The organism is Micromonospora mangrovicola (genome assembly GCF_047200535.1).
Taxonomy (GTDB): domain Bacteria; phylum Actinomycetota; class Actinomycetes; order Mycobacteriales; family Micromonosporaceae; genus Micromonospora.
In genome coordinates, this window is sequence record NZ_JBJZOG010000059.1 from 1 (window position 1) to 13,339 (window position 13,339).

At 71.6% G+C, this 13,339-nt stretch carries 16 protein-coding genes; 6 read left to right on the forward strand and 10 right to left on the reverse strand.

Going from position 1 to position 13,339, the window contains the following annotated elements:
- Positions 1 to 212: 212 nt before the first annotated feature.
- Positions 213 to 830: a hypothetical protein gene (locus ACL02O_RS21970; RefSeq protein WP_412820002.1), complete on the forward strand. Its 618-nt coding sequence runs from the start codon at positions 213 to 215 to the stop codon at positions 828 to 830.
- Positions 831 to 876: 46 nt separating this feature from the next.
- Here the strand turns inward: ACL02O_RS21970 and ACL02O_RS21975 are convergent, their stop codons facing one another.
- The 3 genes from ACL02O_RS21975 to ACL02O_RS21985 form a co-directional block, all read right to left on the reverse strand.
- Positions 877 to 1,200, reverse strand: a complete 324-nt coding sequence (locus tag ACL02O_RS21975; protein WP_412820003.1) for a hypothetical protein — start codon at positions 1,198 to 1,200, stop codon at positions 877 to 879.
- A gap of 236 nt (positions 1,201 to 1,436) precedes the next feature.
- A complete protein-coding gene (locus ACL02O_RS21980) occupies positions 1,437 to 1,817 on the reverse strand; it encodes a hypothetical protein (RefSeq protein ID WP_412820004.1) in 381 nt (126 codons plus the stop codon).
- Positions 1,818 to 1,976: 159 nt separating this feature from the next.
- Positions 1,977 to 2,405 carry an ATP-grasp domain-containing protein gene (locus tag ACL02O_RS21985; protein WP_412820005.1) on the reverse strand — a complete coding sequence of 143 codons (429 nt, stop codon included), beginning with the start codon at positions 2,403 to 2,405 and terminating at the stop codon, positions 1,977 to 1,979.
- A gap of 76 nt (positions 2,406 to 2,481) precedes the next feature.
- Here ACL02O_RS21985 and ACL02O_RS21990 point away from each other — a divergent pair, with 76 nt between their 5' ends.
- The 3 genes from ACL02O_RS21990 (at position 2,482) to ACL02O_RS22000 (ending at position 4,609) form a co-directional block, all read left to right on the forward strand.
- On the forward strand, positions 2,482 to 3,039 hold the full coding sequence (locus tag ACL02O_RS21990; protein WP_412820006.1) for a GNAT family N-acetyltransferase: 558 nt from the start codon (positions 2,482 to 2,484) through the stop codon (positions 3,037 to 3,039).
- Between the two features lie 135 nt (positions 3,040 to 3,174).
- Positions 3,175 to 4,119 carry a hypothetical protein gene (locus tag ACL02O_RS21995; RefSeq protein WP_412820007.1) on the forward strand — a complete coding sequence of 315 codons (945 nt, stop codon included), beginning with the start codon at positions 3,175 to 3,177 and terminating at the stop codon, positions 4,117 to 4,119.
- A 70-nt stretch (positions 4,120 to 4,189) separates the two neighbouring features.
- Positions 4,190 to 4,609 carry a nucleotidyltransferase domain-containing protein gene (locus tag ACL02O_RS22000; protein WP_412820008.1) on the forward strand — a complete coding sequence of 140 codons (420 nt, stop codon included), beginning with the start codon at positions 4,190 to 4,192 and terminating at the stop codon, positions 4,607 to 4,609.
- A gap of 33 nt (positions 4,610 to 4,642) precedes the next feature.
- Here the strand turns inward: ACL02O_RS22000 and ACL02O_RS22005 are convergent, their stop codons facing one another.
- Positions 4,643 to 5,677, reverse strand: a complete 1,035-nt coding sequence (locus ACL02O_RS22005; protein WP_412820009.1) for a nitronate monooxygenase — start codon at positions 5,675 to 5,677, stop codon at positions 4,643 to 4,645.
- A gap of 468 nt (positions 5,678 to 6,145) precedes the next feature.
- Between ACL02O_RS22005 and ACL02O_RS22010 the strand changes: the two genes are divergently transcribed.
- Positions 6,146 to 6,655 carry a GNAT family N-acetyltransferase gene (locus ACL02O_RS22010; protein ID WP_412820010.1) on the forward strand — a complete coding sequence of 170 codons (510 nt, stop codon included), beginning with the start codon at positions 6,146 to 6,148 and terminating at the stop codon, positions 6,653 to 6,655.
- Between the two features lie 315 nt (positions 6,656 to 6,970).
- Here ACL02O_RS22010 and ACL02O_RS22015 read toward each other — a convergent pair whose 3' ends face one another.
- The 6 genes from ACL02O_RS22015 to ACL02O_RS22040 all read right to left on the reverse strand — a co-directional run bounded on the left by ACL02O_RS22015 (position 6,971) and on the right by ACL02O_RS22040 (position 12,270).
- Positions 6,971 to 7,219, reverse strand: coding sequence for a hypothetical protein (locus ACL02O_RS22015; RefSeq protein ID WP_412820011.1), 249 nt, complete (start codon positions 7,217 to 7,219; stop codon positions 6,971 to 6,973).
- A gap of 172 nt (positions 7,220 to 7,391) precedes the next feature.
- The gene (locus ACL02O_RS22020) at positions 7,392 to 8,561 is read right to left on the reverse strand and encodes an MFS transporter (RefSeq protein ID WP_412820012.1); all 1,170 of its coding nucleotides are present in this window, start codon (positions 8,559 to 8,561) and stop codon (positions 7,392 to 7,394) included.
- Positions 8,558 to 9,313 carry an SDR family oxidoreductase gene (locus ACL02O_RS22025; protein ID WP_412820013.1) on the reverse strand — a complete coding sequence of 252 codons (756 nt, stop codon included), beginning with the start codon at positions 9,311 to 9,313 and terminating at the stop codon, positions 8,558 to 8,560. Before ACL02O_RS22025 ends, ACL02O_RS22020 begins: the two co-directional genes overlap by 4 nt.
- Positions 9,304 to 10,197, reverse strand: a complete 894-nt coding sequence (locus ACL02O_RS22030) for a sulfotransferase family protein (RefSeq protein ID WP_412820014.1) — start codon at positions 10,195 to 10,197, stop codon at positions 9,304 to 9,306. The genes ACL02O_RS22025 and ACL02O_RS22030 overlap by 10 nt, the downstream gene beginning before the upstream one ends.
- Positions 10,194 to 11,027, reverse strand: coding sequence for a family 3 encapsulin nanocompartment shell protein (locus tag ACL02O_RS22035; RefSeq protein ID WP_412820015.1), 834 nt, complete (start codon positions 11,025 to 11,027; stop codon positions 10,194 to 10,196). The genes ACL02O_RS22030 and ACL02O_RS22035 overlap by 4 nt, the downstream gene beginning before the upstream one ends.
- Positions 11,008 to 12,270 carry a DegT/DnrJ/EryC1/StrS family aminotransferase gene (locus ACL02O_RS22040; RefSeq protein ID WP_412820016.1) on the reverse strand — a complete coding sequence of 421 codons (1,263 nt, stop codon included), beginning with the start codon at positions 12,268 to 12,270 and terminating at the stop codon, positions 11,008 to 11,010. The genes ACL02O_RS22035 and ACL02O_RS22040 overlap by 20 nt, the downstream gene beginning before the upstream one ends.
- Before the next feature lie 393 nt (positions 12,271 to 12,663).
- Here ACL02O_RS22040 and ACL02O_RS22045 point away from each other — a divergent pair, with 393 nt between their 5' ends.
- Positions 12,664 to 13,290 carry an SGNH/GDSL hydrolase family protein gene (locus ACL02O_RS22045; RefSeq protein ID WP_412820017.1) on the forward strand — a complete coding sequence of 209 codons (627 nt, stop codon included), beginning with the start codon at positions 12,664 to 12,666 and terminating at the stop codon, positions 13,288 to 13,290.
- Positions 13,291 to 13,339 lie beyond the last annotated feature (49 nt).

Consider the following 13,339-nt stretch of genomic DNA (forward strand, 5'->3'; position numbering starts at 1 on the left):
TGAACGCTGAAGAGTGACCCCCAGGGGTAGTAGCAACGCCTCGAGGTGGGATGCACTCTTCTCGGCTAGCTCAGGATGCTGCCGGTCCCACGGGCCAGTCACCGAGTGTGACCGCGGTCGAGCGGCCCGCGCAGACAGCGGCAAAGAGTGCTTGCCCGCGCGGGAGTTGTCATGGCAAGCGCCGGAGGCGCGGTGTCAGGCACACTTTTCGAGTGGTGTTCGACTTCGGAATCGCTGGGTATCAGCCATGTTGGCTCAACGGGGTCAACGAGGTCGCCAACCGTCACGGTCGCCGGCTGCGCGGGCTCGTTGGCCGCCGGCTGACGGGTACGTGGGTCGTGTGGGATGCCGATGACGACGAGTGGTTTGCTGACTGTCCGGTGGTGCTTGACTTCGCCGGGGAGCGCCTGGAAGTCAATCATCAGAAGTTCGATGATCTGTCGATTACGTGGAACTCGGTAGACGTGACCAGGGCGCCGGCGTGGCCGACATCGGACGGCTTGCGGCTGGTCTGGCGCGACGACGTTCCCGCCGTGTTGGCTGCCCGGCGCGGGCAGTGCCTTGCGGCGGTGGAGCTTCTCGAATGGGCTGGCGGCGACCTGGCGGACGGTGGCGTCGCCCTTGGCCTCCGATTCGCCGACGGCTGGCTGACCCTGTACAACGCCTTGGACGAGAACGGAGTCGCGTTCGGCCAACTCGACCCGCAGTACCGCCGACAGCACCGCCTGCGCGGGACGTCTACGGAGAGTGACGGGAGTTGCTGCCTTCCGGCGCGCCCGCTCGGCGGCAGATCAGTGCACCGGACCAGGCACGACCGAGGGGCGGCGTGAGAGTACGCCGGATCGTGAGCCTGACGGCGTTCCCGGACGTTGGTGTTCAGTCCACGCGCTGCGGGTTTCCCGACGGAAGAATCCGAGTTGGGTCGCTAGCGGGAGGGAAGAAGCCGAGGGAGCTCGGATCGTTGTCTCGCCCGTCGTCTTCAAGCCAGCCGACAGCACTGGTGACAACGTAGTCGAAGTTCCCCGCCGTCTCGATCACAAGAACTCGCAGGGCCTCTCCGGCCAGTCCGGACGACGCAAGAATGCGGTCACGCTCGGCAACGGTCCCACACCGGATGACCAGCCCCTCGTACTCCGTCCGCAGCTTCATGGCCTCGACAGGCTTGAACAAGATGTCGATACGCGGCTGCCCATCAGCCACTCGGGCGCGTAGCAGAAGCTGGCTACGGCTGACGGCGAACGCCCACACAGCGAAGTCGCGCTGCGAGCGGAAGATTTCTCGCCCGGGTACGAACTGGCTGTCGTGGTTCAGCCATGCTGCATCCTGTCATCCTGACATCATGCAACTGCGACCGATGTCTCGCATCCCGCTTACCGTGTGACCCCATCACCGAAGCGCAGGCGCAACTACACGAGCGCCATCAGCGGCATGAGCGATCATCCATGCAGCTCAACCCACCGGGCGGCCGCGTCGAACGTGTCCGCCGGCGTGGCGTTGAATGCGATCGCCGCGTCGGGCGCGCGCCGCCGCACCAGATTGACCACCAGCTCGAACAGTTCCGGCTGGTTGCGCACCCCGCCGCCAATGACGACGCACTCCCAAGGTTGGGCGCAAAGGGCAGTGGTGACGACCGCTTCCACATCGTCGCTGCCGTCGAGGCCGAACAGGCAGAACTCAGCCCCCAGGCCGTGATCGACGAATCGGGCCCGCCCGACTTCGATGCCGTCTGCGACTGGCTTGGGGTCCCACGGCCCCGGCACCCGATACGGATCCAATCCGATCACCAGCACGCGGGGGGTGAGGGCGGTCGTGTCCACTGTTGAAGACTACGTCGCGCGGTGCACGGTCATCGGCAAGGTCGCGCCCCGAGCGTCGCCTGTTACTCAACGTGACGCCCCGACCGGCGGCAGATCCGTGCACGCGATCTCATTGAGTGCCGGGGCGGTGGGCGAGCCGCCGGTGGCGCTGTTACGTGGTCAGCGGTCCTCGGTGTTGAGAGCCGCGATCAGCTCGGCAGCCGGGGTGCTGCGTGGCCGGTCGCTGACCTGGCCGTCGCCGATCTCGACGATTCGCCACCGACCATCGTCACGCAGTGCGAAGTCCGCCGTCACGAACGGCAGGTCCAAGGCCCGCACCGAGGCTTCCACGGCCGCCAGGTCGAACGCAGCGGCTGGCTGGTGTGCCGGGGTATCCGGGTGCGCGGTGACCAGGCGGCAGGAACCCTCGACCCACCAGGTCCGCACCTCCGCCCCGACGAACGACTCGAAGCGGCGCAGGACAAAGCCTCCGGCGTAGTCGTCACCACGCAACTGCCGAAACCGGCTGGCCACCCGCCATGCCGGGTCGCGATCAGCCACGTCCGGGATGAACGACGCCTCATGCCAAGACCCCTCTGGACATCTCACATCCTCCGCCGCTGTTGTCGATCTCTAGATCATGGCGGGTACCTCAAAGTCGTTGTTTGCCCCTAGCATCCGGATGATGCACAGGACTGGGCCAGCGGTTCGGCCGGCGAGCATGGCGGATGTTCCTTCGTTGGTGGACTTACGCCTGGCCAACGCCGTGGCTCATCTCGCCCTCGATCCGCACACCTATCGCGTTCCGCAGCGTGAGGCGGTGGTTCGCCACTTCACCGCAGCGTTGGCCGATGAGTCGGGGCGGAGCGCGGTTCTTGTTGCTGAGGCTCAGGATGGCCGGGTGGTCGGAATGGTCGAGGTGTTGCGGCGCCCCGACCCGCCCGAGCACCAGATCCTGCGCCCTGAGCCGTCGGCGGAGGTGCACACGGTGGTGCTGCCCGATGTCCGGGGGCTCGGGGTGGGATCAGCGTTGCTGCGGGCCGCCCAGCGGTGGGCAACCGACCGGGGGATCAGGTATCTGTCGGCCGGTATCCACCATCGCAACGTCGACGCGGTGCGCTTCTATCGCAGGCACGGCCACACCGATGCTGGTCTTTCGCTGGGCAGGCGCCTGGATCAGGGCCCGTGGGACCGGTCATCGGAGCCAGATGACGGCGGCGCTGAGCCCGGGCTCGCCCGATAGCGGGACGTTCCTCCGGCGTGTCGGACGGCCAGCGCGGTCACCGCCACGCCGGGTCGTTCGGTCCGCCGCGACGCACCACCGGCACATCGTCGACGACCGTCACGGGACGGGCAGGGCAGGCCCTAGTCTCGGTGGATGACCGTGCTGGACTGGTTGCTCGACTCCGATCCGTCGGTCCGGTGGCAGGTGTTGCGTGATCTCGAGGGCGCGCCGGCGGAGGTCGTGGCGGCGGAGCGGGCGCGGGTGGCCACCGAGGGGTGGGGCGCCCGGCTGCTGACCGTGCAGGGCGTCGACGGCCAGTGGGCGGGTGGTGCGTACTTCCCGGCAGGGAGCGGGCCGGCCGAAGACGGGAGCCAGCCGTGGACCGCCACCGCGTACAGTCTCCTGTTGCTACGCGAGCTCGGCGTTGACCCGCGGGATCGCCGGGTGCGCCGGGCGGTGGCGCTGGTCCGCGAGCACTGCCGCTGGGAGGAGGGCGGGCAGCCGTTCTTCGCCGGCGAGGTCGAGCCCTGCATCAACGGCATGACCGTAGCGCTCGGCGCGTACTTCGGCCAGGACGTCGCGGGCGTGGTGGACCGGCTGCTCGGTGAGCAGCTCGCGGACGGCGGGTGGAACTGCTGGGCGGCGTACGGGTCGGTCCGCTCATCGTTCGCGACCACCATCAACGTGCTGGAGGGGTTGCTGGCGCACGAACGCGCGACCGGCGGCACGGCGGAGGCGGTCGCGGCGCGCCGTCGGGGCGAGCAGTACCTGCTCGAACGGCGACTGTTCCGGCGCCGGAGCACGGGCGAGGTGGTCGACCCGGCGTGGCTGTCGTTCTCCTTCCCGACCCGCTGGCACTACGACGTGCTCCGGGCGCTGGAGTACTTCCGCGCCGCGGGCGAGCCGGCGGACCCGCGGGTCGACGAGGCGGTCGGGCTGCTCCGCGACAAGCGGCGGCCCGACGGCCGCTGGCTGTTGGAGCACACCCACCCCGGCGACGTCCACTTCGCGATGGAGGACGGCGACGGCTGGCCCAGCCGGTGGAACACGTTGCGGGCGCTGCGCGTCCTGCGCTGGCACGAGGGATCAGCGGACTGAGACCGGCCGCGCGGTCGGCGGCCGGGGCGGCGGGGCCACCGCTTCTGCGGGCCCGTGTGAGACTCACCGGATGGTGACGGCGGAACGGGTCCGCGAGGCGCGGTCGGTGATCGGCGCGGTGGCCGGGTGGGCGGCGGGGCGCCCCGACGTGCGGGGCGTGGTCGTCGTCGGCTCGTGGGCCCGCGACGCCGCGCGGATGGACTCCGACGTCGACGTCGTGGTCGTCGCCGACAACCCGGGGTACGCGGAGCCCGACGTCTGGACCGGCCTGCTCGGCGGCGAGGTGATCCGGTTGGCCGAGTGGGGACCGCTTCGGGAGGTCCGCCTCCGCTGTCCCTCCGGGTTCGAGGTCGAGCTGGGCGTGGCTCCGGTGAGCTGGGCCGCCATCGACCCGGTCGATCCGGGCACCCGCCGCGTGATCAGCGACGGGCACCAGGTCGTCCACGATCCGGCCGGTCTGCTGGCCGCGCTGTCGGCCGCCTGCCGGTGACCCGCCGCCGGTCCGTACCGGCCGGGCGCCTGGTCAGAGCCCTCGGGTGAGGTCGGCGATGATCTCCGCCGCCGGGGCGGCGCGGGCGGCACGCCAGCCGGTGCCCGCCCACAGGTGCAGCCGCTCGGCGTCACCGGCCCGGCTGGCGGCGGTACGCAGCGGCCGGGTCAGGTGGTGCAGCGCGGGATAGCCCAGCGGGGCGGCGGCGTCGTACCGGTCGATGAAGGCGTTGCGCAGGGCGCGGGCCGGTCGCCCGGTGAACGCCCGGGTGACCACCGTCCGGTCCCGTCCGGGGTCGGCCAGTGCGTCCCGGTGGGTGCGGCTGGTGCCGCTCTCCGCCGCCCGCAGCAGCAGCGTGCCGACCAGGACGGCGGTCGCGCCGGCGGCGAGCGCGGCCTGCACCTCGGCCGAACCGCCGACGCCTCCGGCGCCGAGGACGGGCAGCCCGGTCCGGCCGGCGACGAGGCCGACGAGGTCGGGCAGCGGGCGAAGCGGCGGCGGGGTGGCCGGCGTGAACGTTCCGAAGTGGCCGCCGCCGTGGCCGCTCTGCGCGACCAGCCCGTCGACGCCGAGGTCGGCGGCGGCCGCGGCCTCCGCCGCGTCGGTCACCGTGACCAGCACCCGGCTGCCGGCGCGGCGCAGGTCCCGGACGACGCTTGCCGGCGGGAGGCCGAAGGTGAAGCTGACCACCGGCACCGGGTCGCGGACGAGCAGGTCCAGCTTCGCCGCCCAGTGGTCGTCGTCCTCGATGCGGGCGGCGTCCGCCAGGTCGAGCCCGTAGGGCGCGCCCTCGGCGGCGATCCGGCCCGCGTACCGGCGGAACTCCGACTCCCCGACGGGGACCGGGGTGGGTACGAAGACGTTCACGCCGAACGGCAGGCCGCCGACCCGTGCCGCAGCGATCTCCGCGGCCATCGCGGCCGGTGTCTTGTAGCCGGCCGCCAGGAACGCGAAAGCGCCGGCCGCGCCCACCGCCGCGACCAGCGTGCCGGTGGTCGGTCCTCCGGCCATCGGCGCCGCGACGACCGGCGCGTCCACCCCGAGCAGTTCCCCACGTCGCCTGTCCACGCCCCCAGTCTGCCGTGCGCCGGCGGCACCCGACCGGTGGCGTCCGGAACCGCCGGCGGCGCGACCACCGGTGGACCGGGCGCCGGCGGTGCTGAACGGCCCGAACGGTGCGATCGAAGTCCCGGCGGGGAGGTGCTGGGCGGTCTACGGTGCTGAAAAGCCCGAGCAGTCGATCATCCCACCCAGCCTCCTAGGACGCCGTACGGGTGGTGACCGGGTACCCCGGGCACCGGTCGGGCCGCCGCCGTGGCCTGGCGCAGGCCGCCGCGGACGTGGCCGGTCCGGTCAGCCCGATCCTCGATTTCTCGTGGCCGGCGGCACCTCGTGGGCGGCGACCGCCGGCGACAGCGCCCACGTCACCGCCTGAGGTACGGCCGCGTCGCGCCCGGCTCGCGACCGCGTACGGGACAGTGGGCGGCGCCGATGTCTGGCAGCATCAGGCCGTATCGACGACCGAAGGAGTCAACCGTGCTCGTGGTGCGAGAGGCGACCCTGGCGGATCTGGACGGCGTCGTCGACATCCACCACCGGGCCCGCATCGCCTACTACGGAGCCGGCGGTGTCCCGGTCGGCTCCGTCGAGGCGGCGTCCCAGGATCTGCGAGCACGGTGGACCAGGTCGCTGGAGGCAGCCGAGAAGCGGGTGCGGTGCGCGGTGGCGGACGGTGAGGTGGTCGGCATCGCCGCGATGGGTCCGCCGCTGGCGGCGGACGTCGACGCTCGCGAGGTCGGACAGCTCTACCAGATCCACGTCGTGCCGGGCAGGTGGCGTCGCGGCATCGGGAGCCGCCTGCACTCCGCCTTCCTGCGGTATCTGGCGGAATCGTCCCTGCGCACCGGCCTGCTCGAGGTCTGGGAGCGAAACCGGAGTGCCCAGGCCTTCTACGCCCGGCACGGCTGGCAGCCGGACGGCCGGCGCCGGCCCGGCGGGCCGGACGACACCGACTACGTCTACCTGCGGCTGGAGGTCGCGGGGTAGCGGCGTCGCCCGGGTGCGGTCACCGGTCGGCCGGCGACGGGTGGCCTCGTGCGCGCTCCGTGCCGGCTGACGGGACGGTGTCCGCGGTGAACCGGTCGGTGCGCACGATCGTCACCGGGCGCCTCGGAGCCCTTCGACGTCGGCGAAGACGGCGTCGTGGGCGCTGAGCCGCGCCTCGGCCTCGGGATGACTGCCGGCCCCGCCCCGGAGCCACACCCCACCGGTTGGCCAGCAGCGCGTCGAGGCTGGTTCGTCGGCCGTCAACGACGAGCGGGGCATCGGGCAGCTGCCGGGTGCCGGCCGCGCGGGCGGCACCTAACCGCGCGCGGTGGTCCGAAGGTCGCGGATGGTCACCTGGCCCGGGGCCGCCGCTGCGGCGCTGAGCCACCTTTCCGGGCCGAGCAGCGACCCGTGGTTGCCCGGGCCGGGCTCGCCCGCACCGTCCCAGGGCGCGGACTGATCGTCCTCCACGGTAAAGGCGAGGTCGGCGTGGATCTGCGCGGTGACCCGTGGGGTGTGCGCCGGAGCGACCGAGGTGTCCGGATGGAGGGCATGACCGAGCACCGCGGACAGCACACGGGTTGGGAGTTCCGGATTGGTCCGCGCCACTCCGAAGTGGCCTGGCACGTACGGACTCGTCGAACTCCCGCACCTCGACGTCTTCGGCGCGGTAGGTCGGGATCCTCGCCATGGCTGGCACGTTACCGTCGTCGAGCCCGGGCAGGCTTCCTCTGAGTCACCTACGGCTGCCGCTGCTGACCATGTGGCCGATGACCGCCGAGCCGATGGCCAGAGCCGTGGCGGCGGCGAAGACCCACGGGTAGCCGGCCAGCGCGATCATTCCGGCCAGGAGTCCGGCCGCGCCGAGGCCGAGATCCCAGAACGACGTGTACGCGCCCAGCGCCGCGCCCCGTTCTGCCTCGTCGGCCCGGCCAATCACCACCAACGCCAGCGCGGGATAGAGCAACGTCAGTCCGCCGCCCATCGCCAACGCGCCGATCGCCGCCTGCCACCAGGTGGGTGCGGTGGTGAGAAGGAGCAGTCCCAGCGCTTCGACAGCGCCGCAGAAGATGACGACGCGACCGGGCCCGACACGATCGGGCAGCCGCCCGAACAGGATCCGGACCACCACGTAGGCCCCGCCGAACAGGCTCACCATCGCCGCTCCGTCATGGATGCCGCGAGCGCCCAGGTGCAGCGCGACGAAACCCGTCAGCGCCGCGTACCCGAACGCCGCCATGGCCAGGGCGACGCCGGGCAGCAACACCGCCTTTGGGATCAGCCGCCGGGACACCGCGCCGCCTGTCGCGGGCTGCGGACCGAGCAGGAGCAGCACCCCGACGGCGACCAGTGGCGCGAGTCCGGCGAGCCACCAGACCGACGGCATACCCAGCAGTAGGCCGAGTATCGGTCCCACCGTCCAGCCCGTCCACATCGACAAGCCGTAGTAGCCGACGATCTCGCCGCGCCGGGCTTCGGGGGCGAGCGTGACAACCCACACGGATCCCGCCGTGAACACCATCGCCTCGGCGACACCGGCCAGCAGGCGGGTCGCCACCAGTCCCGGGATGCCGACCGGCAACGCGTACAACCCGCCGGTGACCATCGCGATCAGGCATCCGCCGATCATGATGGTCCGGCTGCCGAAGCGCTGCGCGAGCTGTCCCGCGTAGGGCCGGGCGATCAGCGTGGCGACCCCCGAGGCCGCGAAGGCGAGGCCGACGGCAAAGGCGTTGCCGCCGAGCCGTTCGGTGACCAGCACCGGCAGGACGGGGATGACCACGCCGAACGCCACGAACGGGACGAGCACCGCCACCAGCAGTCCGGCGATCCGCCCGGCCGGGCTGGCAGGGGCGTGCCCGGCGACCGGACCCGGCCGTCGGGGTGCCCGGAAGCGCAGTGTCATCCGATGCCTTTCGTCGCGCCGCCGTCGACCAGCAGGCACGTGCCCGTGATGAACGAGGCGTAGGTGCTGGCGAAGAAGGCCACCACGGCGCCGAAGTCGGCGGCATCGCCGACCCGGCCGACGGGGATGTGGCGGCCGATGTCCGCCAACCGGTCGTCCGCCTCGTCGCCGAGGGAACGCCGCAGACCACCGGTGTCGTGGTAGCCAGGGGCCAGCACGTTCACGGTGATCCCGGAGCTGCCGAGCGAGTGCACGAGGCTGCGGGCGAAGCCGAGCAGGGCCGGCCGCATCGTGCTCGACAGGCCGTACCGGGGGATCGGCTGACGGGCCGTCTCCGAGCCGACCAGCAGTATCCGTCCCCATCCGGCCGCCCGCATGTGCGGCATCGCCGCCAGTGCCAGGCCGATGTGCGGCAGCGTCGACGCCTCGGCCGCCGCCCGATAGTCGTCCAGCGTCATCGCGTCCACCGGCCCGGGCGGGGGACTGCCGCCGTTGGCGACCACGATCTGCGGCGCGGTGTCGTCCACGAACGATGCGAGGGTCCGGCTGTCGGTGATGTCCAGGGCGCGAGTGAGCACGGGACGCCCGCTGAGGACGCTCAACTCCTCGGCGGTCGAGTCCAGCCGCTCGGCGTCGCGGGCGCAGATCGCCAGCGCGCACCCCTCGGCCGCCAGGGACCGGGCGGCGGCCCGGCCCAGACCACTTGTCGCGCCGGTCACCAGCGCGGTGCGTCCCGCGATGCCTAGGTCCATGACGCGTACCCGTATCGGCGCAGAAGTGGCAGCGCGACGGTGGTGGCGCCGAGTCGCGGCAGCAGGGGCAGTTCCGCGCGCCAGGTGTCGTCCGGGGTGAGCGTGATGCGGCCGCGGCGGAGCCGGTCGGGGTTGCCGGTGACGGTGTGGTTGACGCCCAGGGTCACCTGCCCGGCCCGATCGACCGGCGGTTCGTCGGGCAGGTCGCACAGGTCGAGAACGGCGCGCAGGGTCGCCTGCGGATCCGTGACGAAGTCCTCGTAGCGCAGTCGTAGATATCGCCCGCGCGCCTCCTGAGCGATGCGGTCGGACGCGGCGTTGAAGGCCACCCAGTAGGCGGTGCTGCGGATTGCGCCCATCGCCGGGATGTAGGCCTTGGCGCGACGCCACGAGTGTGCCGTCGCCCGCGGGTCCCGCACCATGTGCAGCACTCTCAGGTCGATGTCGGGCCGGTGCAGCAGTGCGGCGGCCTCGGCCGGGTACTTGGAGCCGTCGATGATGAGGCGGGAGCCGGTGACGGCGGCGATGGCCTGATACGTGGCAGCCAGCCGCTCCACCGCCCGGCCTGCGGGACTCGGCAGCCCCTTCAGCCTGCGCCAGGTGTGCCGGGTGCGCAGGCCGCCCGCGAGATCGGCGGTCGCGGAGCGGGCGAACGCGACGGGATCGTCCCCCGCCACCTTGGTCAGGACGTCGCTCCACAAGGGGCAGCGGGCGACGGCGTCGCCGCAGCCGCACGTGCTGTTGGTGCCGCTGTCCAGCACGCCGTTGCGCCACAGGTAGTGCAGTTCGCCGACGTGGACGACGCCGGGCAGCTCGCCGAGGACGTTGCCGAGCACGGTGGTGCCGCTGCGGCACCAGCCGGTGATGTAGAGCACCCTGGTCATGCCGTTTCCACCAGGAGAAGGTGCTGTGGCAGGTGCACTGCCAGGCCCAACCGGACGGTCGCTTCGATGACGCCGTCGCGTAGCGCCAACGTGGACCGTCCCGGCTCCAGCAACGTGACTGCGGCCCGGAAGTCACCGAACAGCAGTTGGTCGGGGCGGACCATCCGGGTGCGGCTGACCCGCACCCCCACCTCGCCCAGCCGGGTCAGCAGGCCGCTGCGGACCATGTCCCAGTACCGCTGGGGATGGGTGACGATGCCGTCGCAGGAGCCACCCATCTCCTCGACCTGCGCGGCGCTGTCGGTGACGATCAGGTCCAGCGGCTCGGCTCGGTCGGCCTTCTGCCGCCGCAGTCCGGGGAGCTGGAGCAGGCCGGTCACCTCGTGATCCGCGCTGCCGTGCAGCAGCGCCTCGTTCTCGACCGTGCAGAGCCGCACCACGACGCGGTGATCGACGAACGCCGCCAGCAGGGCGGGGTCGTCGGGGAGGCCGGCCGGGGCGGGCACGGTAGCCCGCACGGTCGTCAGGCCGGCCTTCGTCAGGGAGGGGCTGAAGTGGGCCTCGGGGGTGCCGGCGTACCGGTCGCCGCTCGACTCGAGCGCACCGACCGCCTCGGACACCACCGAGACCGGTTCCTCGGTCACCGTCGCGGTCTTGAGCAGGTGCCGCACGGTGTACCGGGGTCGGTGCGCCGCAAGTGGGAAGGTGGTGGGCAGCGAGACGGCGAGATCGACGCGTACGTCGGCACCGCGCGAGCCTGCCACGACGCGGGCGAACTCCTCGCCGGGGCTGCGTGTGGTCAGGGCGGGATCAGACAGCAGATAGCGCAACGGGAATCACCTTGTTCACGGCCGTGATGAGCTGGTCACAGTCGGCCTGCGTGAGGTTGGCCGACAGCGGGATGTCGATGGCTTCGTCGAGGTAGGTGGCTGTCTGCGGGTATCGCGCTCGTGCCGCCCGCGCGTCCGGTCCGACGAGGAACCGCCAGTTCCAGAAGACGCGTACGTTGCGGTCGGCCGGGTCGGCCAGGGCCCGCGCACCGATTCCTTCGGCGCGCAGCGCCCCGGCGATCCAGGCCGTCCGCTCGGCGTCGACGCCGGGCACCCGGAACACGAGCGCTTCGCCGAGATATGCCCCGGGCGCGACGGGGCGCCGCAGTGCGATCCCGTCGACGTCGGCCAGTCTGTCGGCCACATGGTCGTAGTTGCGCCGGTGGGCGGCGAGCCGGTCGGGAAGTCGATCCATGAGGGATTCGGCCAGGGCGGCGCGAATCTCGTCCATCCGCATGCTGAAGATCGGGTGGTCCAGGTCGTTGATCGGCGGCCGGCCGTTCGGGAAGTGCCGGGCCAGGCGGCCCTCGTAGGCGCCGCTGTAGACCACGGCCCGGGCGAACAGTTCCTCGTCGTTGGTGAGCAGGAAGCCGCCTTCCCCGGTGTTGAGCGACTTGTCCGACTGGGTGGAGAAGCCTCCCGCTCGGCCCCATGTTCCCGCGGGCCGTCCGTTCAGCACGGCGCCGAGTGCCGGCACGGCGTCCTCGATCACCGGTACCCCGAGGTCGTCGGCGAGCGCGCAGATCGAGGGCATGTCGTCGATGAGTCCCCGCATGTGAACGACCACGATCGCGTCGACGCCCGCCGAGAGCACCTGTCGCAGATTTTCGAGATCCAGGCGCAGGTCCTCCTGGCACTCCACGAGGACGGGGGCGCACCCGGCGAGTTGGATGGCGCTGGGTGTCGCGGCGAAGGTGAAGGCCGGGCAGGCGACCTTGGCGTCGCGGGGCAACTGCATACCGAGCAGCGCCAGGGTGATCGCTGCCGTGCCGCTGCTGCACGCGAGGGCGTACTCCGTGCCGAAATAGCTTTTCAGGCGCTTTTCGAAGCGGCCGGTATAGGTTTTATCGAATGGGCGGTAATCGTACCTGAAGTAAAGGCGCTGCCGTATCGCCTCCAGTGCCGCCTCCTCATCCTGTCTGGACAGCCAAACGTCACCCAGGTCGTAGGCGGGCCAAGGCTCACTTCGCACCGGACGGCCGCCGAGTGCTGCGGGCACACCGGTGGGAGCAGGCAGAGTCACGACGGCTCCTATATAACGATGGATCTACACATCACTCGGCAGACTCTAACCTATTTCAATCTATGAATACCAGGTTCGATGGGCAGGTCATCCCGCGACGTGCTGACAACCGTGTGTAGCCGCCGACGCCGCCAGGATGGCGCGGGGAGCGTCGGATACGACGGGTGGTAAAGAGCCGGACCCCTATCCGAAGGCGGTCCTCCACTGATCAGGTTCATGCTCGTGCGTTGATGACGAGTGTCCGCGGGCGGCTGAGGTGACGGTCGGCACGCCTTCCCCGGCACCGAGTGTCCGACCACTGCGGCCCGACCGGGGTGAGCCGGACCGGGCGCTGCCGCGGCCCGCCGGGTGCGGCATGATCATCGCAGGGGCTTCGAGGGGGGAGACGGACGGATGACCGTGGCGGTGCCGCACGGCGGCAGGGTGCTCTTCATCGGCGACAGCATCACCGACGCCGGACGCGACCGGGCCTGCGGCGACGACCTCGGCACCGGGTACGCGATGATGGCCGGCGCGTGGTTCACCGCCCGCCACCCCGGCCACCGGGTGGGCTTCGTCAACCGGGGAGTGAGCGGCGACCGGGTGCGTGACCTGCGCGCCCGCTGGGAGATCGACTGCCTGGCCCTCGCCCCGAACGTGGTGTCGATCCTGATCGGCGTCAACGACACGTGGCGGCGGTACGACCGGGACGACCCGACCAGTGCCCCCGGGTTCGCCCGCGACTACCGGCACATCCTGGAGTCCACCCGCCGGCTGGGCGCGCGGCTCGTCCTGGTCGAGCCCTTCCTCGTCCCGCTCGACGACGGGCAGCGGGGCTGGCGGGCCGACCTCGACCCGAAGGTCGACGTGGTCCGCCGGCTCGCCGCCGAGTTCGACGCGACGCTGGTCGCGGTGGACGAGCTGTTCCAGGCCGCTGGCGTCGACGGCCGGGTGTGGACCCGCGACGGGGTGCACCCCACCCCGTTCGGGCACGCGCTGATCGCCCAGGCCTGGCTGCGCGCGGTCACCCCGGCAACGTGAGGACCGCCCCGGATGTCCGCGCCCTGCGGCTTCGGTCGGTGGGGAATCT